Genomic DNA, 24,790 nt, shown 5'->3' with positions numbered 1-24,790 from the left:
TCAGCCGGTCAGTTCGTGGCCGCGGTCGGTGCGGACGTCCACGGCTGGAGCTTGTTGGCCAGCCGGATCTCGTCCACGATCCGGCCGATGATGGTGGTGATGCCGAAGTCCTTCGGGGTGAACACGGCGGCGACGCCGGCGGCCTTGAGGGCCTCGCCGTCAGCTGCCGGGATGATGCCACCCACGATCACCGGAACATCCTCCACCCCGGCGCGGCGCAGCCGCTTCAGGACGTCCGGCACCAGCTCGCCGTGGGCGCCGGAGAGGATGGACAGACCCACGCAGTGCACGTCCTCGGCCACGGCGGCGGAGACGATCTGCTCCGGGGTGAGCCGGATGCCCTGGTAGACCACCTCGAACCCGGCGTCGCGAGCACGTACGGCGATCTGCTCGGCACCGTTGGAGTGCCCGTCGAGGCCGGGCTTGCCGACCAGCAGGCGCAGCTTGCCGGCGCCCAGCTCCGCGGCGGTGGCGGCGACGGCGGCGCGGACCTGCTCCAGCTCCCCGCCGGGCTCGGCGGCGACCGCGACGGGCGCGCCGCCCACGCCGGTGGGGGCGCGGTACTCGCCGAACACCTCGCGCAGGGCGAAGGACCACTCGCCGGTGGTGACGCCGGCCCGGGCGCAGGCGAGCGTGGCCGGCATCAGGTTGGCCTCGGTGCCGGCGACGGTCTTGAGCTCGGCCAGCGCCTGCTGGGCGGCGGCCTCGTCGCGCTGTCCGCGCCAGGCCTCCAGGGCGGCGAGCACGGACTGCTCGGAGGCCGGGTCGACGACCATGATCGCGGTGTCGAGGTCGGCGGTGAGCGGGCTGGGCTCGGTGGTGTCGAAGCAGTTGACGCCGACGATCTTGTCCTCGCCGGACTCGATCCGGGCCCGGCGGGAGGCGTGCGAGGCGACCAGGTTGGACTTGAGGTAGCCGGACTCGACGGCCGGGATCACCCCGCCCATCTCCAGCACCTTGGCGATCTCCGCCTCGGCACCGGCCAGTAGCGCGGCGGTCTTGGCCTCGATCACCTCGGAGCCGTTGAAGATGTCGCCGTACTCCAGCAGGTCCGACTCGTACGCCAGCACCTGCTGGATCCGCAGCGACCACTGCTGGTCCCACGGGCGGGGCAGGCCGAGCGCCTCGTTCCAGGCGGGCAGCTGGACGGCGCGGGCGCGGGCGTCCTTGGAGAGGGTGACGGCCAGCATCTCCAGGACGATCCGCTGGACGTTGTTCTCCGGCTGGGCCTCGGTCAGGCCGAGCGAGTTGACCTGGACGCCGTAGCGGAACCGGCGCTGTTTGGGGTCGGTGACGCCGTACCGCTCCAGCGTGACCTTCTCCCAGAGCCGGGCGAAGGCGCGCATCTTGCACATCTCCTCGACGAAGCGCACGCCGGCGTTGACGAAGAAGGAGATCCGGGCGACCACGTCGCCCATCCGCTCGGCGGGCACCTGGCCGGAGTCGCGGACGGCGTCGAGCACCGAGATGGCGGTGCACATCGCGTAGGCGATCTCCTGGACGGGCGTGGCCCCGGCCTCCTGCAGGTGGTAGCTGCAGATGTTGATCGGGTTCCACTTGGGGATGTTGCCGACCGTGTAGGCGATCATGTCGGTGATCAGGCGCACCGACGGGCCGGGCGGGAAGACGTGCGTCCCGCGCGACAGGTACTCCTTGACGATGTCGTTCTGGGTGGTGCCGGTGAGCTTGGCGATGTCGGCGCCCTGCTCCTCGGCGACCACCTGGTAGAGCGCCAGCAGCCACATCGCGGTGGCGTTGATCGTCATGGAGGTGTTGGTCTGCTCGAGCGGGATGCCGTCGAACAGGGTGCGCATGTCGCCGACGTGGCCGACCGGGACGCCGACCCGGCCCACCTCGCCGCGGGCGAGGATGTGGTCGGAGTCGTAGCCGGTCTGGGTCGGCAGGTCGAAGGCGACGGACAGGCCGGTCTGGCCCTTCGCCAGGTTCCGCCGGTAGAGCGCGTTGGAGTCGCTCGCGGTGGAGTGGCCGGCGTAGGTGCGCATCAGCCAGGGGCGGTCGCGCTGGACACGTTCGCTCATCAGATCCGTCTCACACGTTCCGGAAGCGGTTGATGGCGGGCAGGTGCTTCTCGCGCAGTTCGTGGTCGCGCACGCCCAGGCCCTCCTCGGGGGCCAGGCAGAGCACGCCGACCTTGCCCTGGTGCTTGTTGTGGTGGACGTCGAGGGCGGCCTGGCCGGTCTCCTCCAGGGAGTAGACCTTGGACAGGGTGGGGTGGATCCTGCCCTTGGCGATCAGGCGGTTGGCCTCGTAGGCCTCGCGGTAGTTGGCGAAGTGGGAGCCGACGATCTTCTTGAGCGACATCCACAGGTACCGGTTGTCGTACTGGTGCATGTAGCCGGAGGTGGAGGCGCAGGTGACGATGGTGCCGCCCTTGCGGGTGACGTACACCGAGGCGCCGAAGGTCTCCCGGCCCGGGTGCTCGAAGACGATGTCCACGTCCTCGCCGCCGGTGAACTCGCGGATCTTCGAGCCCAGGCGCTTCCACTCGCGCGGGTCCTGGGTGTTCTCGTCCTTCCAGAACCGGTAGCCCTCGGCGGAGCGGTCGATGATCGCCTCGGCGCCCATGGCGCGGCAGATCCCGGCCTTCTGGTCGTTGGAGACCACGCAGATCGGGGTGGCGCCGCCGGCCAGCGCGTACTGGGTGGCGTACGAGCCGAGGCCGCCGCTGGCGCCCCAGATCAGCACGTTGTCGCCCTGCTTCATGCCGGCGCCGTTGCGCGAGACCAGCTGGCGGTACGCGGTGGAGTTGACCAGGCCGGGGGAGGCGGCCTCCTCCCAGGTGAGGTGCTCGGGCTTGGGCAGCAGCTGGTTGGTCTTGACCAGGGCGAGCTGGGCCAGGCCGCCGAAGTTGGTCTCGAATCCCCAGATCCGCTGCTCCGGGTCCATCATCGTGTCGTCGTGGCCGTCCGGGGACTCCAGTTCGACCGAGAGGCAGTGGGCGACGACCTCGTCGCCGGGCTTCCAGGCGTTGACCCCGGCGCCGGTGCGCAGCACCACGCCCGCGAGGTCCGAGCCGACCACGTGGTACGGCAGGTCGTGGCGCTTGGTGAGCGGCGACAGCCGGCCGTAGCGCTCCAGGAAGCCGAAGGTGGAGACCGGCTCGAAGATCGAGCTCCACACGGTGTTGTAGTTCACCGCGCTGGCCATGACGGCGACCAGGGCCTCGCCGGGGCCGAGCTCGGGCAGGGCGACCTCGTCGAGGTGAAGGGACTTGCGGGGGTCCTTGTCGCGGCTGTCCAGGCCCGCGAACATCTGCTCCTCGTCCTTGTGGAGCGTGACCGCCCGGTAGGACTCGGGGAGCTTGATCGCCGCGAAGTCCGCCGACGTGGCGTCGGAGCTGAGGATCGCGTCGAGGATTTCCTGCATGGCTGCCTCCGAAGGCGTACCTGTGTCAGGGTCACAGGGCGTCTGGGGGAGCCGGGAGCGGACACCGGCTTCGCTGAGGTGGGTGGTTGGCGGTCAGGGTCGTCCGGTGCTGGTCCGGACGGTCTGGCACTGCTGGGTCGGGCACTGCTCCCGGGGTGTGGGAGCGCCGGTACGACGGCGCGCCGAGGTGGGGAGCCGCGGCGCCGCGACTGGTGGGTAACAAGGTAGTGGCACCCTGTGCCACTCGTAAAGACACCGGGTGTCAGGAATTCCGACCTCCGGGAGGGCTCGGAACGGGCGTGGTGCGGGTACGTCGAGGGCCCGCGCCGATTCGTCGGTGCGGGCCCTCGACCTGCCTCTGACCTGCTGTTTTATGGACCTCAGGCGCCCTGGGTGCGGCTCAGCGCGGCCCGGATGCTGTCCACCACGACGTCCAGCGGAGCGTCCGTCCGGGCGATTGTGATGAGCACCTCACCTCCGGGGCTGGCGCTCAGTGCGCTCTCCGCCACCCCGTCCCCTGGCATCCCAGTGGCACCCGGTGCCACCACCGAACCCCGGCGTCTGGCACCCGGCGAGCTGGCGGCCCAGAAGGTCCGCCGGATCACCTCGAAGGAGTGGTCCAGCTGCGCCTCCACGTCACCCCGGCCGCCGGCCCGCAGCCAGCGCCGCAGCACGTGGTTGTGCGCCGCGACGACCGCCGCCGCCGACACCTCGGCCAGCATCGAGTCGTCCTCGCCGCCGCGCTGCCAGCCCGACGGGATGGGCTCGCCGGTGTCGAACCGGCCCAGCAGGTAGCGGGTGAACAGCCGCTCGTACCGGGCCACCACGGCGATCTCGCGCTCGCGCAGCGCCGGGACCTGACGGATCAGCTGGTACCGCGCGACCGACACCCCCGGGGTGGAGGCGTACATCCGCAGCACCTCCTTGATGCCGCGGCAGACCACGTCCAGCGGGTGCTCCTCCGGCTCGGCGCTGGCCAGCAGGTCGGCCACCCGGACCAGGGTGTCGTCGTGGTCGGGGAAGATCGCCTCCTCCTTCGACCGGAAGTACCGGAAGAAGGTGCGCCGGGCCACCCCGGCGGCCGCGGCGATCTGATCGACCGTGGTCTCCTCGTAGCCCTGCGAGGCGAACAGCTCCATCGCCGCCGCGGCCAGGTCCTGGCGCATCTGCTGGCGCTGCGCCGCCGCCCGGCGACTGCCCGGCCCCGCCTCCGACGCGGCGGCCCCGGACGGGCCGGCCGTCCGGCCGGTGCCGCGCGGTCCGGCGGAGTGCTGAGGAGTGGCTGAATGAACCCGATCCATGTCCGGAACGCTACACGGCCCGGGCTGTGCGCCCACCGCCCTTCCCCGGCGCACCGGCGTGACCGGGCCGGTCACGGCAGGCCTGGGCCAGCGCGCGGACACCGCTCCCGGGGCCCAGCCGGGGCGCGCGGCGGCCCCGGAGCCGTACGGCGCGGCGCCGTTGCCGTAGCCGGCGCCCGATCCCGGTTCCGGGTCGTACGGCGCCGGCTCGCCCCCGGCCCGTGCGGTGGTCACCGGCGCGCGTGGTCGCGGAAGCCGCGGCCGGTCTTGCGGCCGAGGCAGCCCGCCGCCACCAGGTGCTCAAGCAGCGGCGCCGCGGCCAGGCCCGGCTCGCGGAACTCCTGGTGCAGCACCTGCTCGATGGTCAGCGAGACGTCCAGGCCGACCACGTCCAGCAGCTCGAAGGGGCCCATCGGGTAGCCGCAGCCCAGCTTCATCGCGGTGTCGATGTCGTCCACCGTCGCGTAGTGCTCCTCGAGCATCCGCACCGCGTCGTTCAGGTAGGGGAACAGCAGCGCGTTGACGATGAAGCCGGCCCGGTCGCCGCACTCCACCGGGTGCTTGCGCACCTTCGCGGTCAGCTCCAGCACCGTCGCGGTGACGTCCGGGGCGGTCAGCACGGTGGAGACCACCTCGACCAGCTTCATCGCCGGGGCCGGGTTGAAGAAGTGCATGCCGATCACGTCCTGCGGCCGCGAGGTGGCGGTCGCGCAGCTGATCACCGGCAGCGAGGAGGTGGTGGTGGCGAGCACCGCGCCCGGGCGGACGATCTTGTCCAGGGTGGCGAACAACTCCCGCTTGACCGCCAGGTCCTCGGCGACCGCCTCGACCACCAGGTCCACCTCGGCCAGCTCGGAGTACTGGCCGACCGGGGTGACCAGCGCCAGCGCGGCGTCCCGCTGCTCCCCGGTCAGCCGGCCCTTGGCCACCGAGCGCTCCAGCGACCTCGCCAGCTGCGCCTTGGCCCGCTCGGCCTTCTCCTGGCTGCGGGCGGCCAGCAGCACCGGATGCCCGGCCTTGGCGAACACCTCGGCGATGCCGGTGGCCATCGTGCCCGAGCCGCAGACCCCGACGGTGCGCACGGTACGGCCGGGCACCTCCGGCCGGGCCGGCCCGGCCGCCGCGTCCACGGCCCTGGACGAGCCCGGCGCCTCGTAGGTGTAGAAGCCGCGCCCGGACTTGCGGCCCAGCAGCCCGGCCGAGACCAGCTGGCCGAGGATCGGCGCGGGCGCGTGCAGCCGGTCCCGGGACTGCTCGTACATCGCCTCCAGCACGGTGCGCGCGGTGTCGACGCCGATCAGGTCGAGCAGCGCCAGCGGGCCCATCGGCAGACCGCAGCCGAGCCGCATCGCGGCGTCGATGTCCTCCCGGGAGGCGTACTTGGACTCGTACATCGCGGCGGCCTGGTTCAGGTACGCGAACAGCAGGCCGTTCACCACGAAACCGGCCCGGTCGCCGGCCGCCACCGGCTCCTTGCCCAGGTCGCGGGCGAAGGCGGCGGCGTCCTCGGCGGTCTGCGGGGAGGTCAGCACGGTGCGGACCACCTCGACCAGCTTCATGGTGTGCACCGGGTTGAAGAAGTGCAGGCCGAGCACCCGCTCCGGCCGGGCGGTCGCGGCGGCGATCCGGGTCACCGACAGCGCGGTGGTGCCGGTGGCCAGCACGGTGCCCTCCGGGCAGATCCGGTCCAGCTCGGCGAAGACCTCCCGCTTCAGCTCCAGCTGCTCGGGGACCTCCTCGATCACCAGGTCCGCCTCGGCGGCGGCCGCCAGCGCGTGCCCGACCGAGATCCGGGCCAGCAGCGCGGTGCGCTCCTCGGCGGTGATCCGCTCCCGGTCGACGGCGTGCGCGGTCGCCTCCTCGATCCGGGCCAGCGCCCGGGCGGCGGAGTCCTCGGTGGCCTCGATGCCGATCACCCGGCGGCCGCTCCTGGCGACCGCCACCGCGACGCCGGCACCCATCGTGCCGAGGCCGACGACGGCCACGGTGGGGAAGGGACGCTCCATGTACCTGACTCCTAGTCATGAAGGGCCCGCGCGTGCTCCGGCGGGCAGGCCGCCGCGCCCGTCGGCGAAACGGGGGCGGCCGCCGCCGGAGGAGGGTCCACGCGCGGGGGCTTTGGGGAGATGACGGGTCCGGCAGACCCGGGCGGCGGCCGGTCCGCTCCGGCCGAACCGCGGGGTGTGCCGTGGTGCTCAGGCGCTCGAAGGTGAAGGAAGCGACGCTGATACGAGGGGAGATCCGGCCCGCCGCGGTTCGCGGCACCGGCCGGTGAAGACGCACCGCGCGGCGTCGCGGACACGACGACCGCGACCCCCCGCCGGTGCGGCTCCCGAAGCCCGGCGGTGGTGCGTGCGGCCACTGTAGCGAAGCTACTCGTCGGTAGGAAGGGGGCGGCGGCGGAAAACCGTTCGGCGTCCGGAGGCGGATTCGCTAGGGTGATCGACGCGGGGGCGGCTCCGCGGCGTGCTTCCTTCTCCTCATCTTTCAAATGACCCAGTGCGCCCACTCTCCGCCCCCGCTTCGTCATATCCAGCGGGGGACAGAGAAGTGAAGAAGCCGAACACCGCCGTGCCCGGGAGTGCACTGGACACCTACCTGCTGCGCCGTCACGGACAGGTCCTGGTCGCACCGGGGGCCGCGCCCGGCGAACCGGACCCGTGGACGGCCAAGGGCCTGGTGGCCCTGGAAGCCGACCTGGCGCGACGCGGCCACGTGCCGACCAAGCCGCTGCGCGACGCGCTCCGCCGGCTGCGCCCGGCCGACCTCGCCGAGACCGGCACCCGGCTGCTGGCCGGCCTCGACGCCCTGCTCGGCGCCGACCGCCGGCACCAGCCGCTGTTCCGCCGCTTCCCCGACGGCGTCCCCTCGCACGCCCACGCCGACTACTCCGTCCTCATCCGCGGCTACCTGCTCCGCCAGTCCAGCCAGCTCTGCCTGGTCTGCGAACGCACCAGCCTGGAGGCCGGGATCGGCGCCCTCGCCCCCTGCGCCCACCTGCTCTGCCACGACTGCTTCCTGGAGCTGACCGAGCACGACGACGCGCGGCACTGCCCGCTCTGCGACGTGCCGCTGGATCGCGAGCACCACCTGCCCACCGACACCAGGGGCGCCCGCAAGGCCGCCCGCGACCTGGCGGCGGGCCAGGCGCTCAAGCCGCTGCGCCTGGCCGAGACCGGCGATGCGACCGCCCTCGTCGGTGCGGCGCTGGCCGACCTGCTCGCCCGGCAGACCCCGCTCAACCCCCAGGAGCGCGAGGACCTCGCCCTGCTGCTCGAGCACGCCCCGGCCGACCCGGGCGCCTGGCTGCCCGCCGCGATCCCGGTCCGGGAGATCCGCGCCACCGTGCTGGCCACCCTGCTGCGCCGCGACCCGGAGCGCACCCGCCCGCTGCTCGCCGCCCACCTCACCACCGCCACCGACGTGCTGCGGCTGATCTGGGCCTGGTCCGGCGCCGAGCCCGACCTGCTGCCGGGCACCGCCCGCACGCTGCGGCTGCGCAACCTGCCCCGCCCGCTGCGCCGCGAACTCCTCGCCGTCCTGGACGCGTTCCCGGTCGGCACCCTCGCCGAGGACCTGCGCCGCCACCGCTCCGCCTGGCTGCGGGCCGGCGAACTGCTGCATCCGTACGAGCACCGCGACCGCTTCCCGTACGCGGCCGCCGCCTTCGCGGTCGTCCGGCAGAGCGACCTCGACCTGCACGGCCTCGGCCCGCAACTGCGCGAGGCGCCCGCCCCGCTGCGGGTGCGCGAGACGCCCGCCGGCCACACCCGGCTCACCGTCGAGACCTTCGCCGCCCGGGTCGAACACGCCCTCGCCCAGGGCGACCTGCCCGCCGCCGTCCGCCTGCTGGCCACCCGCCCCGGCGAACTGGTGCGCCGACTGCACCACCTACTGCGGGTGCGGGCCGCCTGGGCCCCCGACCAGCCGCTGCCCGCCGAACTCGCCGACGCCCTGCCCAAGGCCCTGCGCGCCGTCGCCCCCGGACCGCTGCTCGGCGCGTACGGGCGGCTGCGCGCACCGCGCGGGATCGGCGAGCGGCGGCTGTACTTCCCGCGCGGCCGGGTCGCCTCCGCGCACACCCGGTTCGACTGGGGCAAGCCCGTCCCGGTCGAGCTGAGCGCGCCGGTCTGCGACCTGATCGAGGCCGAACTGCTGCGCCGCGCCGAGCGGTCGGTGGAGCAGGCCGGGCGCTACGAGCTGGCCGTGCTGGACGCCGGACTGGCCGACCTGGTCGTCCCGTTCGCCGAACGCGCCAGTGCCAAGACCCTGGTCGCGGTGCCGCGCGGCAGCGTCCAGCGACTCCCGGACGGGCAGCACCTGCGCCTGTTCGTGCACTGGATGCAGCGCGCGCACCAGCGGGTGGACCTCGACCTGTCGGTGGCCTTCTACGACGAGGAGTGGCAGTTCACCGGTCTGTGCGACTACACCCGGCTGGTGCTCGGCGCGCGCGCCGCCGTGCACTCCGGCGACTTCACCACCGCCCCGCCGCCGCACGGCGCCACCGAGTTCGTCGACCTCGACCTGCGGGCGCTGGGCAAGGCCGGCGCCCGGTACGCCGTGGTGGTGGTGTTCAGCTACAACGACATCCCCTTCGAGGACCTCACCGACGCCTTCGCCGGCTTCATGACCCTGACCCCCTCCGAGGCGGCCCGGCAGCGCACCGGCAGCTTCCACCCCGCGAGCGTGCGCCAGCGGCTGGACCTCGCCGGGGAGGCCCGGATCTGCGTGCCGATGATCGTCGACCTGCAGACCCGCACCCACACCTGGACCGACCTCAACGTCGGCTCCGGGGCCGGGTTCCACAACGTCAGCCGGCACCGCGCCGAGATCGGCTCGCTGGCCGACTCGGTGCTGACCCACTTCGCCCCGGGCACCCGGGCGACCCTGTGGGACCTCGGCTGCGCCGCCGCCGCGGCCGGCAGCGACGAGGTGTGGGTGCGCGACCGGACCGGCCGCGGGCTCGGCCGCTACCGCCGGGGAGCGGACGAACCGGTGGCCGCCTTCGCCGAGCGGCTGCGCGGGCGCCACGAGAGCGACCACCGCACCGAGCAGCCGCCGGACGACACCGCCCGGCTGATCGCCGAACGCCTGGCCGGCACCCGGGCGTTCACGGCCCTGGTGCACGCCGACGTGTCCGCTCCGGAGGGGGCGAGCGGGACGCTCTACCGGCTCTACCCGGGGCCGCTGGACGCCGCCCCGGACACCCTGGAGCGGATCACGGCGGGGGACTTGGTGGCCCGCTTCGCTCCGAGTGGTGGTAACTCCCCCATCGAGTGAACAGGCGGACGGGCGTCCATTTGTTCCACTCGATAGGGGAGTTACCGGCACCCGGTTCGCGGGGCAGCATGGTGACATGAGCGCTGTGACTGCCTCCCAGGCCGCCGGTCCCGCCGAGCCGCTCGGCCCCGGCGCATCCGCCGCCGCCCTCGCGGCCGCCGTCGCGCTGCCCCCGCGGGCCGAGCGCGCCGCGCGGGCCGAGGAGGCCGCCGACCGGCTGCGCACCGCCGCCGTCGAGGCGGTGGCCGTCACCTGGGTGGACAACGCCGGCATCAGCCGGGTCAAGGCCGTGCCGGTCAGCGCCCTGGTGCACGCGGCCGAGTGGGGCGTCGGCACCGCGCCCTGCTTCGACGTGTTCCTCGCCGACGACGCCAGCACCACCAGCCCGTTCATCGGCGGCCCCACCGGGGACCTGCGCCTCTACCCCGACCTCGACCGGCTCGTCCCGCTGGCCGCCCAGCCCGGCTGGGCCTGGGCCCCGGGGGACCGCCACACCCAGGCCGGCGGCCCGCACCCAGGCTGCCAACGCCTGTTCGCCCGCCGGATGGAGGCCGCGGCCGCCGCCCGCGGGCTGAGCCTCCGGGCCGGCATCGAGGTCGAGTGGGTGGTCGCCCTGGCCGGGCCGCCGCACGAGCCGCCGCAGTACCCGACGCACGGCCCCGCCTACGGCATGCACCGGCTCACCGACCTCTCCGACTACCTGCGGGACGTCCTGCGCGCCCTCGGCGAGCAGGGGCTCAGCGTGCTGCAGATCCACCCCGAGTACGCCCCGGGCCAGTTCGAGGTCTCGGTCGCCCCCGAGGGGCCGGTCGGCGCCGCCGACACCTCCGTCCTGGTCCGGCACACCATCCGCGCCGTCTCCGCCAAGTACGGCCTGCGGACGTCCTTCGCCCCGCTGGTCGAGCCCGACGTCGTCGGCAACGGCGGGCACCTGCACCTCAGCCTCTGGCGGGACGGCCACAACCTCGGCCACGGCGGCTCCGGCCCGCACGGGCTGACGGCCGAGGCCGAGGGCTTCCTCGCCGGGGTGCTCCGAGCGCTGCCCGAACTCCTCGTGCTGGGCTGCTCCAGCCCCGCGGGGTACCTGCGGCTGGTGCCCTCGCACTGGGCCGGGGCGTACCAGTGCTGGGGCCTGGAGAACCGGGAGGCCGCGCTGCGCCTGGTCACCGGCTCCACCGGGGAGCGGGCCGCCGCCGCGAACGCCGAGGTCAAGTGCTTCGACGCGAGCGCCAATCCGTACCTGGCGGTCGGCGCGGTGGTCGCCGCCGGCCTCGCCGGGCTGGAGCAACGCCTGGCCCTGCCGCCGGAGTTCACCGGGGATCCGGCCGAGGCCGAGCCCGGCACGGTGCCCCGGCTGCCGCAGGGCCCGGCCGAGGCGATCGCCGCGTACGAGGGCTCGGCGGTGCTGCGCGAGGCGCTCGGCGAGCCGCTCCACCAGGCCGTGCTGGCGGTGCGCCGGGCCGAGGCCGAGCAGTACGCGGCCGTCGGTCCCGAGGAGTTGGTCGCCGCGACGCGCTGGCGGTACTGAGCGGTGGTCCGGTCGGAGGCCGGGGTTCCGGAGGCCGGGGTCCTGGAGGTCGGCGCGCTGGTCGACCACCACTGCCACAGCGTGGTGGCGGCCGAGCTCGCCGACGACGCCCTGGCCGGGCTGCTCACCGAGTCCGACCGCCCGCCCGCGCCCGGGTGTTCGCCCTTCGACAGCGCGCTCGGCCTGGCCGTGCGGCGCTGGTGCCCGCCCGCGCTCGGCCTGCCCGTGCACGCCCCGGCCGCCGACTACCTGGCCCGGCGGCGCGAGTTGGGCGCCGCCGAGGCCACCCGCCGACTGCTCGCCGCCGCCGGGCTGGACACCTGCCTGGTGGACACCGGGCTGACCGCCGCCGCGGGCCGCGAGCTGCTGCCGCTGACCGAACTCGCCGAGGCCGCCGGGGCGGTGGTGCGCGAGGTGGTCCGGCTGGAGGCGGTGGCCGAGTCGGTGACGGCAGGGGCGGAGGACTGGCCCCGGGCCGTCGGCGAGGCGCTGGCGGTGGCCGCCACCGGCGCGGTCGCGGTCAAGTCGGTGCTCGCCTACCGGCACGGTCTGGCCGTCCCGGCCGAACGCCCCGCGCGCCCCGCCGTGGTGGCCGCCGCCGGGGCCTGGCTGCGCGGCGGGCGCGGCCGGCTGGCCGACCCGGTGCTGCTGCACCACCTGCTCTGGACGGCCGTGGACGTCTGCGCCGAACTGGGCCTGCCGCTCCAACTCCACACCGGCTTCGGCGATCCCGACCTCACCCTGCACCGCGCCGACCCGTCCCTGCTGACCGACTTCGTCCGCGCCGCCGAGCCGAGCGGCGTCCCGCTGGTGCTGCTGCACGGCTATCCGTACCACCGGCAGGCCGCCTGGCTGGCCCAGGCCTTTCCGACCGTGTACACCGACCTCGGGCTGACGGCCTCCTACACCGGGCCGCGGGTGGCGGCGGTGCTCGGCGAGATGCTGGAACTGGCGCCGTTCGGAAAACTGTTGTTCTCCACCGATGCCTACGGACTTCCCGAACTGTTCGTGGCGGGCGCCGCACAGTTCCGGTACGGACTGGGCATGCTGCTCTCCGACTGGCAGGCGGGCGGCGCCTGTTCGGCCCCGGACGCCCAGCGGCTGGCTCGGCTGGTCGCCGCCGACAACGCGCGCCGGTTGTACGCGCTCCAGTAGGCGTTTCGCCGGCTCTTCGCGTACATGCCCGGTCGCGTCGGCTCGTCGGCGAACCATCACTTTTTAACAATCTCCAGCTCTGTTGCCCTTGTTGACCGGTGGAACGCTAACCTCCGCTGTTGGTCTAGATGTGACGATTAGATGACTACCTCTTGCGCATATCAGCGAATATTCATTAACGTCCCGGTCATCCCAGCGCACCTGCCACACCGCAGCTGCCGCATGACGACTCGGGAGGGCCAACCCCAATGAGAGTTACTCGGATCAGCCGGACCCGGTACGCGGCAGTGGGCCTCGTGCTCGCCACCGCCGGCGCCCTCGCGCTCCCGGCCGGCACCGCCGTCGCGGCGCCCACCGGCGACTCGACGACCGGTCCGCTGCTCAGCTACGTCGTCAACACCAAGGCCAACCACGGTCAGGTGCAGAAGGTCGAGAAGGCCATCAGCGGCCTCGGCGGCACGGTGGTCCAGTCGTACGAGCAGGTCGGCGTCATCGTCGCCCGCTCCAACGACACCAAGTTCGCGGAGAAGCTGCGCCTGGCCAAGGGCGTCGACTCGGTCGGCGCCAGCCGCACCAAGGGCATCCTCGCCGCGGACCAGAGCAAGGCCGAGGTCGCCGCCGAGCCGACCGGTGCCGCCGCCGCTGCCGACGGCCAGGAGCCGTACGAGCCCAACCAGTGGGACATGCGCCAGATCGGTGTCGACAAGGCGCACAAGATCTCGCTCGGCAGCCGCAACGTCACGGTCGGCGTGCTGGACTCCGGCATCGACGCCACCCACGAGGACCTGGCCGCCAACGTGGACGCCTCGCAGTCGGTCTCCTGCATCGACGGCAAGACGAACACCGACTGGAAGGCCTGGCAGCCGACCACCAGCGACCACGGCACCCACGTGGCCGGCACGATCGCCGCCGCCAAGAACGGCAAGGGCGTCGTCGGCATCGCCCCGAACGTCAAGCTGGCCGCGGTCAAGGTCGTCGACGACGGTGGCTTCATCTACCCGGAGAACGCGGTCTGCGGCTTCGTCTGGGCCGGCGAGCACGGCTTCAAGGTGACGAACAACAGCTACTACGTCGACCCGTGGATGTTCAACTGCCCGAACGACAAGGACCAGGCGGCGATCACGGAGGCGGTCCGCAAGGCCGTCGCCTTCTCGCAGCGCAAGGGCGTCCTGAACGTCGCCGCGGCGGGCAACGAGAACATCGACCTGGCGCACAAGACCACCGACGTCTCCAGCCCGGACGACACCAGCCCCGGCACCCGCCCGGTCACCAACGACTGCCTGTCGCTGCCGACCGAGCTGCCCGGCGTGATCGCGGTCTCCGCGGTCGGCGTCAACGGCGACAAGTCGTACTACTCCAGCTACGGCAAGGGTGTCGTCACCGTCGCCGCGCCGGGTGGCGACCGTCGCTTCCAGATCCCGAACACCCCGGACAAGGACGGTCGCATCCTGTCGACCATCCCGGGCAACAAGTACGGCTACATGCAGGGCACCTCGATGGCCACCCCGCACGTCACCGGCGTGGTCGCGCTGCTCGCCGGCACCTTCCCGTGGGCCAGCCCGGACGAGCTCACCGAGCTGCTGACCAACCAGGCCGAGTCCCACGCCTGCCCGACCGGCGAGTTCAACCCGGGCGGCACCGCCCAGTGGAAGGCCACCTGCGAGGGCGGCGCGGACGACAACGGCTTCTACGGCGCGGGCATCATCAACGCCGAGAAGGCGGTCCAGTGGTGGCGCTGACGCGCTGACGCGCTGACCACCGAGCGCTGAGCACCGAACGCTGAGCTGGGGAGCGGGGCCCATGGTCCCGCTCCCCAGCCGCGTTTGAGTACCCGTACTCAGGCCGCGGCCACCTTCGCCCCGCAGGATGGATGCCGTAACCACCGGATCCACCTGAGGAGTCGAGCGGCATGGCACAGGCCCTTCCCCGGAGGCGGAACCGCCTCGCGCTGGCACTGGGCGTGGGGCAACTCCTCCTCGCCGTCCCGATGCTGCTGCCGATCGTCCTGTGCGCCCTCGTGGTCGGGACGTACGGGCTCGCGCTCGGCGGGCTCACCGGGCTGGTCTTCCCCCTGCTGCTCGTCGGGGGCCCGTTGCTCGGCCTCGGCCTCGCGGCCCTGATCGCGCGGGCCCAGAAGCTGCCGGGGGAAACCGCGTTCGCGGTGATGAGCTCCGGCCTGCTGCTCGGCGCCTCCGTCGTGAACTTCGGCTGGCTCCACCAGGCCGGTGTCGCCTGGGTCTAGGAGCGCCGCCGGGACCCCCCTCACTCGAAGTGGTGCTCCCACACCGTCTCCACCGACGGCTTGCCGTGCAGGTCCGGCACCTCCCGCAGCCAGGCCGGCCGACCGGCCCGGGTGCGGGCCGCGCGTCGCAGCTCCGCCTCGCGCAGCTGCTCGGGTGTGGCGAAGCCCTCCGGCAGCCACTCCTCGGAGAGCACCGCCCGGGCGGCCAGGTGGGTGACGTACGCGTGCCGGACGGCGTCCACCGAGTCGAAGCCGGGCTCGTCGGCCAGCCACTCGTCCGGGACCAGCGCCACCACCTGCTCCAGCAACTCGACCGTGACCAGCGGCCCGAGGTCCTCGTCCGCCAGCCGGACGTCCGGGGCGCAGGCGCCGAGCGCGTGGGCGCTGAGGTCGTACCGCTTGCCGACGGACGCCTCGGCGGTGGCCCAGCGGTGGTGGAAGACCAGTGCGGCGCCGTTGTCGATCAGCCAGAGCCGCTGGTGCCAGACCACCAGGTTCGGGTTGTGGACGGTGCGGTCGACGTTGCCGGTGAGCGCGTCCAGCCAGACCACCCGCCCGGCCTCGGCGGAGTCCACCGGGATCATCCCCGGCCGGTAGTCCGCGGCCCCGGGCAGCAGGTCCATCCCGAGGTTGAGCCCGGCGCTGGCCTTGAGCAGGTCCTGGATCTCGGCGTCCGGCTCGTCGGCGGCGACCACCGGGTCGAAGTCCACCAGCCGCAGCTCCGGCACCCGCAGCCCGAGCCGCCGGGCCAGCTCGCCGACGATCACCTCGGCCACCAGCGCCTTGCGGCCCTGGGCGGCGCCGGTGAACTTGACCACGTACGTTCCCAGGTCGTCGGTCTCCACGACACCGGGCACCGAGCCACCGGCCCGCAGCGGGTCCACGTAGCGCAGCGCAGTCACCAGATCGAGCACACCCGTCACCCTATCCCTTGGGCCCGTCCGCAGACCCCCGCCCGCCCCCCGGGCGGACGACGGGAGTCTGCGGACGGGCCCAGGGCGTCGCGCCCCCGCCGCTGTGATTGGCTTGCCGGTGAGAACGGTACGGAGAGCGGTACCCATCACACGAGGAGAGCAAGGTCATGGGACAGGTGCAGGCCACCACCGAGCGGGTCTACGACGCCGCCCCCGAGCGGGTGTACGAGGCGCTGGCCGACTACCAGGTGACCCGCCCGAAGCTGCTGCCGGCGCAGTACAGCGAGTACGAGGTCCGGGTCGGCGGCACCGGCGCGGGCACCCAGGTGCACTGGAAGCTGCAGGCCACCGAGAAGCGGGTGCGCGACTGCCTGTTCACCGTCTCGGCGCCCAAGCCCGACCAGCTGGTGGAGAAGGACGCCAACTCCAGCATGGTGATCACCTGGACCGTCTCGGCCGCCGGCGAGGGCCGCTCCAAGGTCACCGTCACCGCCACCTGGCAGGGCGCGACCGGCATCGGCGGCTTCTTCGAGCGCACCTTCGCCCCCAAGGGCCTGAACCGGATCCACGACCAGGTGCTGGCCAACCTGGACGCCGAGGTCCGCTGAACCCGGCCGGAGCACCGGCCCTTCCGGCGGGGCGGGTGAATCGGCCGGAGTTTCGAGCGGTTCGTCAGCCCGTACGAGCCGAAAGCCGTACGGGTGGACGGCCGGCCACCTGCGGGTGACGGCGGCCGCCGGGCGCGGGGGAGCCACCCTAGGCTCGCCGCCGTGCATATGACGATCCTTCACATTTCGCAGCCGGTGGACGGCGGAGTCGCCCGCGTCGTCGTCGATCTGGTCCGGGGGCAGCGCGAGGCCGGGCACCGGGTGCTGGTCGCCTGCCCGGGCGGTGGCCGGCTGGCCGAGGAGGCCGCGGCGGTGGGCGGGCTGGTCCAGGACTGGCCCGCCGACCGCTCGCCCGGCGCGGGCACCGCCGCCGAGGCCTGGCGGCTGCGCCGGATCGTCAGGGCCGCCGCGCCCGACGTGGTCCACCTGCACAGCGCCAAGGCCGGGCTGGCCGGCCGGCTGGCCGTGCGCGGCGCGGTGCCGACCGTCTTCCAGCCGCACGCCTGGTCCTTCGCCGCCGTGGACGGCCCGATGGCCGCCGCCACCCTGCGCTGGGAGCGCTTCGCGACCCGCTGGGCGCACCGGCTGCTGTGCGTCAGCGTCCAGGAACGGGCGGACGGCGTGGCCGCCGGGGTGCACGCGGACTGGGCGGTGGTGCCCAACGGCGTGGACGTCCGCCACTACGCGCCGGCCGACCGCCGGGCCGCCCGGATCGCGCTCGGACTGGACCTGGACGCCCCGCTCGCGGTCTGCGTCGGGCGGCTGTGCCGGCAGAAGGGCCAGGACGTGCTGCTGGCCGCCTGGCCGGAGGTGCTGCGCCGGGTGCCGCGGGCCCGGCTGGCGCTGGTCGGCGGCGGGCCGGATGAGCAGCGGCTGGCGGAGGCGGTCCGGGAGTCGGCCGAGCCGTGCCGGGTGCGGCTGGTCGGGGACGTGCCGGATCCGCGCCCGTGGCTGGCGGCGGCCGACCTGGTGGTGCTGCCCTCGCGCTGGGAGGGCATGGCGCTGGCCCCGTTGGAGGCGATGGCGGCCGCCCGTCCGGTGCTGCTGACCGACGTGCCGGGCGCCCGGGAGTGCCTGCCGCAGGCGGAGCGGGCGCGGTCGGTGGTGCCGCCCGAGGAGACGGACGCGCTCGCCACCCGAATGGCGGAAGCGCTGTCCGATCCGATCGAGTGCGAGCGACGCGGTGCCCGCCTGCGGGACCACGTGGTCGCCCGGCACGACGTTCGCACCGTGGTCGAACAGGTGGACGCGCTGTACCGCGACCTGCTGGGTGCCGGTCCGGCGGCCGGACGGCGCCGGGCCCGTGTCCCAGAGTGGATCTGATCGTTTCACATGCCGTGAATCCCCGCCGTCCCGGCGCTGGAGTATTCGCACCCTCAACCGATATGGACGAGGCATCAAGTCAGAAATACCTATTAATTGGGCGGCTGGATGAAACGGCAAGTCAACTTCCGGCTTGCATGGTCGAGTTCGGTAATGTCGGATTTTGTCTGCTTCGTTTCGATTTCATCCCGGAAATTCGCGTCCGGGCCCTTCGAGGCCGCGTCCAAGGTGACCAGCAGTTCCGTGATCGGCCGCTTCGCGGGAGTTCCGAGAGCCGCCGGCGATAGCAGGTGCCGTCAGGACCGCGCCCACCGGGCCGGGACGGCCGCCCCATGCCTATCGGTGCCAGGGGGCCGTCGCCCCGAGCACACAGTAGGGGAGTTCGTGCGCTGATGACCATTGACCACGAGAGCGTGTCGCGATCCGGCGGGTCCCTGCCCGGACCGCGACTGCCCGGCACCGGGCTGCTCGACCGGCCGACCGGAGCGGCGTACACCCGGGCGGTGCCGCCGCTGCGCCGGCACCGCCGGGCGACCCGCTCCCGGCTCGCCCTGCCGCTCGCGCTGGGCCAGGTCGACGCGATCGCGCTGTGCGCCGCCACCGGCATCGCCAACCGGGTGGTCGAGCCGGCCGTCCCGCTCGCCCCGCTGCTCGGCACCGCCGCCATACTTCCGCTGCTCCTGCTGCTCAACCTGGCCGGCGGCCTCTACCGCACCCGGCTCACCCTGTCCGTCCTGGACGAACTGCCCGCCCTGGCCGTCAGAGCCGTGGTCGCCACCGCCTTCGCCGTCACCCTGGCCGGCTGTCTGGAGGGCCGCTGGCCCGACTGCGGCCCGGCCACCCCGGCCCGCCTCATCCTGCTGCTCGGCTCCCAGCTGCTGATCGCCGCCCTCGGCCGCGGCGTCCTCTACCACCTGGTCCGGCGGATCCGCCGCGGTCGCCCCAGCCCCGTCCTGGTGCTCGGCGCCGGCCGGCTCGGCCGCAAGGTCGCCGCCGCCCTCCGCGAGCACGGCGAGTACGGCATGCGCCCGGTCGGCTTCCTGGACGCCGATCCGCCGCTGCCGACCGGCGACACCGACCTGCCCGTCCTCGGCGGCCGCGAGGTACTGGAGCGCGAGGTCCGCCGGCACCGGATCCACCACGTGATCGCCACCGCCGGAGCCGCCGACGAGGCCGACACCGCCGCCGCCCTGCGCGACGCCGCCAGGCTCGGCTGCCAGGTCTGGCTGGTGCCCGCGCTGCGCGAGCACGGCTCGCTGCCCACCACCCCGATCGCCGGCGGCGACCACCTGTGGGGCTTCCCCTGCCTGCGGCTCGACAGCCCCGCCATGCGCCGCCCCGGCTGGGCCGGCAAGCGCGCCCTGGACGTCACCGCCGCCGCGTTCGGCCTGCTGCTGCTCGCGCCCGTCCTCGCGCTGTGCGCCCTCGCCGTCCGCTTCGACACCGGCCCCGGCGTGCTCTTCCGCCAGCAGCGCACCGGCCTGGACGGGCGGGTCTTCACCGTCCTGAAGTTCCGCACCCTGCGCCCCAGCAACGAGCACGAGTCGGCGACCCGCTGGAACATCTCCCAGGACCACCGGATGGGCGCCGTCGGCCGCCTGCTGCGCAAGAGCTCGCTGGACGAGCTGCCGCAGCTGTGGAACGTCCTGCGCGGCGACATGAGCCTGGTCGGCCCGCGCCCCGAACGCCCTTATTTCGTCATGCGGTTCAGCCAGGCCTACCCCGAGTACGCCGACCGCCACCGCGTCCCGGTCGGCCTCACCGGCCTCGCCCAGGTCAACGGCCTGCGCGGGGACACCTCGATCGAGGACCGGGCCCGCTTCGACAACCGCTACATCGAGAGCTGGAGCCTCTGGCAGGACGTCAAGATCCTGTGCCGCACCGCGGCCCTGATGCTCCACCCGGACGGGAGCTGACCCGGCGTGGCCCTGACCCTTCCCGCCGATCCCGTTCCGAGCGCGCTGGAGGCGAGCGGCCGAGTAGCAGCCTTGCGGCGGGCCCTGCCCGCGCTCACGGACCGGCCGAGCCTGCTCGCCGCGGCCACCGTCCTGCTGGTCTGCGTGCCCACCGGCGAGAAGGACGTCACCGCGGCGGTCCACGTCACGGCCGCCGACGTCGCCTCGCTCGCCCTGGTCGCGCTCACCGCGTTCAACCTGCTGCGCGGACGGCTGCCCGCGATCAGCCGCACCACCGGCGTGCTGTTCGGCGGCATCGTGGTCTCCGCCGCCGTCGCCACCGCCGGCTCGATCGACCCGGCCACCAGCCTCACCGGTTTCGTCCGCCTCACCCAGGTGTTCGTCCTGGTGCCCGCCGCCGTGCTCTGCTCACTGCGCGACCGCACCGACCAGCGGCTGGTCCTCGGCTCCTTCGTGATCGCCGCGCTGATCCAGGGCGTGGTCGGCGCCAACCAGTACCTCACCCGCACCGGCGCCTCCTACACCGGCCAGCCGATCCGGGCCGTCGGCACCTTCGGCGCCCTGGACATCATGGCGATGTCCACCGTGGTCAGCTACGGACTGCTCGCCGCCCTCGCCCTCGCCCTCGGCGAACGCGGCCCCGACGGAAACGCCCGGCTGCGCCGCGCGACGTTCGCCGCCGCCGCGTTCCTCGCCTTCCCGCTCGCGGTCTCCTTCAGCCGCGGCAGCTGGATCGCCACCGGCGTCGGGACCGTGGTGCTGCTGCTGCGCGCCGACGCCCGGCTGCTGGTCCGCGGCGCCGTGCTGGGCCTGGCCGCCGCCGTCGTCCTGGTCGGCGGCCTCGGCCTCGGCGCCTCCGGCGTCGCCGCGCGGCTCAGCTCGATCGGCTCCGTCTCCGCCGCGCCCGACCAGTCCGTCTCCGACCGCTACGACCTGTGGGCCACCGCCGGGCGGATCTGGCAGGACCACCCCGTCCACGGCGCCGGACCGAAGGTCTTCCCGAAGCTGCGCGACAGCCGCGCCCCGCTGCGGCTGTCCTCCGGCAGCGACACCGTCGACCCGACCATGGGCTACCAGCGCGAACCGCTGCTCTCCCCGCACAACATGTACTTCCTGGTGCTCAGCGAGCAGGGCCTGATCGGCATCACCGCCTACGCCGCGCTCTTCCTCGCCCTGCTGATCGGCTGCCTGCGGCACCGCCGCGCCCCCGCCCTGGCTTCCCTCGCCCTGCTCACCTGGCTCCTGGTCGACTTCCTCTACGCCGACATCGGCGGCACCACCACCGTGCTGGCCTCCGTCGTCCTCGGCCTCGCCGCCCGCGCGGCCGGCCAGGAGGCGGCCCGCCCCGAGCCGACGGGGCACACGGGTGCCGAAAGCGACGAGCGGGCGATGACACTGTGACCACCGACCAGCCCGCCGTCGTCCCCTCCGCCCTGCCGGCCCCTCGCAGCGCCTCCGCCGAGGTGCCCGGCCCCGGGCCCGATCCGGCGCCCCGGGGCGGCTTCCTCGCCAAGGCCTTCGGCATCACCGCCGTGCTCAGCGCGGCCGGTTCCGGCCTCGGCCTGCTGCGCGACCTCCTGCTGGCCCGCTACTTCGGCGCCAACCAGGGCACCGACGCCTTCCTGGTCGCCTGGACCGTCCCCGAGACGGCCGCCCCGCTGCTGATCGAGGACGCCATGTCCTTCCTCATGGTGCCCGCCTTCGCCCTCGCCCTGGTGCTGCGCGAGGAGGACCCGGACGCCCCCGACCCGGTCCGCCAGCTGGTCCGCGCCACCCTGCCCTGGCTGCTGCTCGCCCTCAGCGGGCTCGCCCTGGCCGTCGCCCTGGGTGCCCCGCAGCTGGTCCAGCTGCTCGCCCCCGGCCTGCCCGACCCCGGCCTGGCCGTCGCCTGCACCCGGATCACCGCGATCACCGTGCTGCCCTTCGGGGTGGCCGGCTACCTGGCCGCCGCGCTGCGCGCCCACCACGGCTTCACCGCCCCGGCCGGCATCTACGTCGCCTACAACCTCGGCATCCTCGCCCCGCTGTTCGGCTTCCACGGTCTGCTCGGAGTGCGCTCGGCCGCCGTCGGGGTGGCGGTCGGCAGCCTGCTGATGGCCGGTCTGCTGATCGGCCCGTTCCTGCGCCGGCTGCGGGCCGGCCAGGCCGCCACCGGCCGCAGCCGGCGCGGCCGCAACACCCTGGTGCTGATGCCGCTGGCCCTGCTGCCGGTGGCCGCCTTCACGCTGACCCGGCAGTCCCAGGTCTTCGTCGAGCGCTACCTCGGTTCGGCGCTGCCGCCCGGCACCATCTCGCACCTCAACTACGCCGCCAAGGTCTCCCAACTCGCCATGACGGCGGGCATCCTGATCTGCACCGTCACCTTCCCGCTGGTCGCCCGGGCGCTCGCGGCGGGCGACCTCACGGCGGCCCGCGACCGGGTCGAGAAGGACCTCGGCCAGGCCGCCGCGGTCGTCCTGCTCGGCACCGCCTTCCTGATGGCATGCGCCCCCTCGGTGGTCTCACTGCTGTTCGAGCGCGGCGCCTTCGGCCCCCACGACACCGCCGCCACCGCCGAGGTCATCCGGGTGTACAGCTTCGGCCTGCCCGCCCAGGCGCTGATCGGCGTGATGATCCGCCCGTACTTCTCGCTGCGCCCGGTGGTCCGCCGGGTCGACGATCCGCGCAGCGAGGACGGCGGCCGCCGGCTGCTGGACTGGTACCCGCTCGCCGCGATGCTGCTCGGTCTCGGCGTGACCATCACCGTCGGCCTGCTCGCCACGCCCCGCTTCGGCGCCCTCGGCCTGGCCGCCGGCAACGCCTCCGGGATCACCACCACCGCCGGGCTGCTGCTTCGTGGCCTGGTGCTGCGCGGCATCCCGCTGCGGTTGCGCCGGGTGCTCGGCGGCCACGGCCGGCTGGTCGCCACCGCCGCCGGGGCCACCGCACTGGGCGCCGCCGCCGCCGGCCTGACCGTCGATCCGCTGTTCTCGACACTCACCGGGGGCCTCACCGTGGCACTGGCCTTCGCCGCCCTCGGCACCGGGGTCGGTGCCCGCGAGGTGCGCGGCCCGGTCCTCGCCGCCGCCCGGGTCATCGGGCGAACCCGAAACCAGAACCCGCCAACCGCCGCCGATGAAGGGAAGTTTCCCCATGCCCAGTGAACGGGGGACCGTCCGTTCGGCCCGGGCGGGCGTCACCAACGCCCCGCCCGCCCGGGCGAGACTGCCCAGAAGCCGCCGTTCGGTCAGCGAACCCGCGGTCCCCGGCTCCTGCTCGCCGTGGATCCTGATGTACCACTCGGTGGCGGTCGAGGAGGAGGATCCGTACCAACTCACCGTCAGCCCCGAGCGGTTCGCCGAGCAGATCGCCTGGCTGTACCGGCGCGGGCAGCGCGGCGTCTCGGTCCGCGAGCTGATGCGGGCCCGCGCCCGCGGGCGGGACGACAAGCTGGTCGGCCTCACCTTCGACGACGGCTACGCGGACTTCGCCCGTTACGCCGTACCGATCCTGCAGGCGTACGGCTTCACCGCCACCGCGTACGTGGTCGCCGACCTCCTCGGCCAGGAGAACGGCTGGGACACCGAGGGCCCGCGCAAGAAGCTGCTCACCGTCGAGGAGGTCAACGAACTCGCCGCGGCCGGCTGGGAGATCGGCTCGCACGGCCTCGGCCACCAGGCGTTGCCCGGCCTGCCCGCCGACGTCCTCGCGGTGCAGACCCGGCAGAGCCGGCGCCTGCTGGAGGAGGTGGTCGGCGGCCCGGTCACCGGGTTCTGCTACCCGTACGGCGCCGTCGACCTGCCCGCCACCCTGGCCGTGCGCGACGCCGGGTACGACTACGCCTGCGCCATCACCCACTCCCCGCTGACCGGCCGCTTCGCCATGCCCCGCTGCTACGTCGGCGCCCGCGACGGCGGCTGGCGGCTGCGCGCCAAGAAGGGCCGGCACCGGTTGCGCGACGCCGTCACCGAGCTGCGGCGGGTCGGCAAGGAGCGTCGGACGTGAAGGTCCTGCACATCGTCACCGGGCTCGCCTCCGGCGGCGCCGAGCGCCAACTCCACCTGCTGCTGCGTCACCTGCCGCCGCACCAGCACTGCGAGGTGCTCGCCCTGACCAACCCCGGCGCGGTCGCCGACGCGCTGCGCGCGGACGGGGTGGCCGTCCACCACCTCGGCATGCGCGGCAACCGGGACCTCGGCGCGCTGCCCCGACTGGTCCGGCTGGTCCGGGCCGGCCGCTACGACCTGGTGCACACCCACCTCTACCGCGCGCAGTTGTACGGCCGGCTGGCCGCGCGGCTGGCCGGGGTGCGGGCGGTGGTCTCCACCGAGCACTCGCTGCACGCCGGGGTGATCGAGGGCCGACCGATCACCCGGGGCGTCAAGGGCCTCTACCTGGCCGCCGAGCGGCTCGGCAGCACCACCGTCGCGGTCTCCCGGCAGGTCGCCCAGACACTGCGCTCCTGGGGCGTCCCGCCGGCCCGGATCGAGCTGATCCCCAACGGCATCGACACCGCCGGGTACCGCCGCCCGCCCGCCGAGCGGTCCGCCGCCCGCCGCCGGGTCCGGGCCGAACTCGGCCTGCCGGAGGGCAGTTGGGTGGTCGGCGGGGTCGGCCGGCTGGTCCCCGGCAAGCGCTTCGAGGTGCTGCTGGCGGCGCTGGTCGACCTCGACCCCGCGACCCGGCTGGTGCTGGTCGGCGAGGGCCCCGAGCGCGCCGAACTGGAACGCCTGGCCGCCGAACTCGGCGTCCGGGAGCGGCTGGTGCTCACCGGCGAGCGCGACGACGTGCCCGACCTGCTGGCCGCCATGGACGTGCTGGCCGCCCCCTCCACCACGGAGACCTTCGGCCTCGGCGTGCTGGAGGGCCTCGCGGCCGGGCTGCCGGTGCGGCACAGCGCCTGCCCGGCGCTCGACGAATTGCCGCCCAGCGCCGCCCCGCAGGCCCGCCGCATCCCCTCCGAGCCGGCCGCGTACGCCGCGGCGCTGCGCGACCTGCGGCAGCTGAGCGGCCACATCGCCGACCCGCTGCCGCACCCCCCGGCCGTCGGCCACTACGACATCGCCCGGGTCGCCGCCGACCTGGGCGCCCTCTACGACCGGTTGGCCCGCGGCTGACCGCCCGCAGCCGGCACCGCCGTTGCAGACCCAAGGAGTC

The 24,790-nt window shown here is 74.0% G+C and carries 17 protein-coding genes; 12 read left to right on the top strand and 5 right to left on the bottom strand.

Annotation, left to right across the window (positions count from 1 at the left end):
- Positions 1-8: 8 nt before the first annotated feature.
- The 4 genes from O1G21_RS11815 to O1G21_RS11800 form a co-directional block, all read right to left on the bottom strand.
- The gene (locus O1G21_RS11815) at positions 9-2,039 is read right to left on the bottom strand and encodes a protein meaA (RefSeq protein WP_270143127.1); all 2,031 of its coding nucleotides are present in this window, start codon (positions 2,037-2,039) and stop codon (positions 9-11) included.
- Between the two features lie 10 nt (positions 2,040-2,049).
- Positions 2,050-3,387, bottom strand: coding sequence for a crotonyl-CoA carboxylase/reductase (ccrA, locus tag O1G21_RS11810; protein WP_270143125.1), 1,338 nt, complete (start codon positions 3,385-3,387; stop codon positions 2,050-2,052).
- A 380-nt stretch (positions 3,388-3,767) separates the two neighbouring features.
- A complete protein-coding gene (locus tag O1G21_RS11805) occupies positions 3,768-4,688 on the bottom strand; it encodes a TetR family transcriptional regulator (protein WP_270143123.1) in 921 nt (306 codons plus the stop codon).
- 230 nt (positions 4,689-4,918) lie between these two features.
- Positions 4,919-6,694: a 3-hydroxyacyl-CoA dehydrogenase family protein gene (locus tag O1G21_RS11800; protein ID WP_270143121.1), complete on the bottom strand. Its 1,776-nt coding sequence runs from the start codon at positions 6,692-6,694 to the stop codon at positions 4,919-4,921.
- 544 nt (positions 6,695-7,238) lie between these two features.
- Here O1G21_RS11800 and O1G21_RS11795 point away from each other — a divergent pair.
- The 5 genes from O1G21_RS11795 to O1G21_RS11775 all read left to right on the top strand — a co-directional run bounded on the left by O1G21_RS11795 (position 7,239) and on the right by O1G21_RS11775 (position 14,893).
- On the top strand, positions 7,239-9,968 hold the full coding sequence (locus O1G21_RS11795; RefSeq protein ID WP_270143120.1) for an MXAN_6230/SCO0854 family RING domain-containing protein: 2,730 nt from the start codon (positions 7,239-7,241) through the stop codon (positions 9,966-9,968).
- Positions 9,969-10,044: 76 nt separating this feature from the next.
- On the top strand, positions 10,045-11,496 hold the full coding sequence (locus O1G21_RS11790; protein WP_270143119.1) for a type I glutamate--ammonia ligase: 1,452 nt from the start codon (positions 10,045-10,047) through the stop codon (positions 11,494-11,496).
- Positions 11,497-11,499: 3 nt separating this feature from the next.
- Positions 11,500-12,651 (top strand): amidohydrolase family protein, encoded by a 1,152-nt coding sequence (locus tag O1G21_RS11785; RefSeq protein WP_270143117.1) that lies wholly within the window; start codon positions 11,500-11,502, stop codon positions 12,649-12,651.
- 248 nt (positions 12,652-12,899) lie between these two features.
- Positions 12,900-14,390 (top strand): S8 family peptidase, encoded by a 1,491-nt coding sequence (locus tag O1G21_RS11780; protein WP_270143115.1) that lies wholly within the window; start codon positions 12,900-12,902, stop codon positions 14,388-14,390.
- A gap of 170 nt (positions 14,391-14,560) precedes the next feature.
- Entirely contained in the window at positions 14,561-14,893 is a 333-nt protein-coding gene (locus O1G21_RS11775) for a hypothetical protein (RefSeq protein ID WP_270143114.1), read from the top strand.
- Between the two features lie 20 nt (positions 14,894-14,913).
- Here the strand turns inward: O1G21_RS11775 and O1G21_RS11770 are convergent, their stop codons facing one another.
- Complete coding sequence (locus O1G21_RS11770) at positions 14,914-15,807, bottom strand: HipA family kinase (protein WP_270143112.1); 894 nt, start codon at positions 15,805-15,807, stop codon at positions 14,914-14,916.
- Positions 15,808-15,974: 167 nt separating this feature from the next.
- Here O1G21_RS11770 and O1G21_RS11765 point away from each other — a divergent pair, with 167 nt between their 5' ends.
- From O1G21_RS11765 to O1G21_RS11735, 7 genes are all read left to right on the top strand, one after another.
- Complete coding sequence (locus tag O1G21_RS11765) at positions 15,975-16,415, top strand: SRPBCC family protein (protein ID WP_270143110.1); 441 nt, start codon at positions 15,975-15,977, stop codon at positions 16,413-16,415.
- 168 nt (positions 16,416-16,583) lie between these two features.
- Entirely contained in the window at positions 16,584-17,738 is a 1,155-nt protein-coding gene (locus O1G21_RS11760) for a glycosyltransferase (protein WP_270143108.1), read from the top strand.
- A gap of 392 nt (positions 17,739-18,130) precedes the next feature.
- Entirely contained in the window at positions 18,131-19,654 is a 1,524-nt protein-coding gene (locus tag O1G21_RS11755; RefSeq protein ID WP_270143107.1) for an exopolysaccharide biosynthesis polyprenyl glycosylphosphotransferase, read from the top strand.
- Between the two features lie 6 nt (positions 19,655-19,660).
- Positions 19,661-21,055 carry an O-antigen ligase family protein gene (locus O1G21_RS11750; protein WP_270143105.1) on the top strand — a complete coding sequence of 465 codons (1,395 nt, stop codon included), beginning with the start codon at positions 19,661-19,663 and terminating at the stop codon, positions 21,053-21,055.
- A complete protein-coding gene (locus O1G21_RS11745; protein WP_270143103.1) occupies positions 21,052-22,797 on the top strand; it encodes a lipid II flippase MurJ in 1,746 nt (581 codons plus the stop codon). The genes O1G21_RS11750 and O1G21_RS11745 overlap by 4 nt, the downstream gene beginning before the upstream one ends.
- Positions 22,787-23,638, top strand: coding sequence for a polysaccharide deacetylase family protein (locus O1G21_RS11740; RefSeq protein WP_270143101.1), 852 nt, complete (start codon positions 22,787-22,789; stop codon positions 23,636-23,638). The genes O1G21_RS11745 and O1G21_RS11740 overlap by 11 nt, the downstream gene beginning before the upstream one ends.
- Positions 23,635-24,750: a glycosyltransferase gene (locus tag O1G21_RS11735; protein ID WP_270143099.1), complete on the top strand. Its 1,116-nt coding sequence runs from the start codon at positions 23,635-23,637 to the stop codon at positions 24,748-24,750. Before O1G21_RS11740 ends, O1G21_RS11735 begins: the two co-directional genes overlap by 4 nt.
- Positions 24,751-24,790 lie beyond the last annotated feature (40 nt).

This window comes from Kitasatospora cathayae, from assembly GCF_027627435.1.
GTDB classification, from domain to species: domain Bacteria; phylum Actinomycetota; class Actinomycetes; order Streptomycetales; family Streptomycetaceae; genus Kitasatospora; species Kitasatospora cathayae.
The sequence above is the reverse complement of the archived record's forward strand: the minus strand, read 5'-3'. Positions and strand labels throughout refer to the sequence as shown.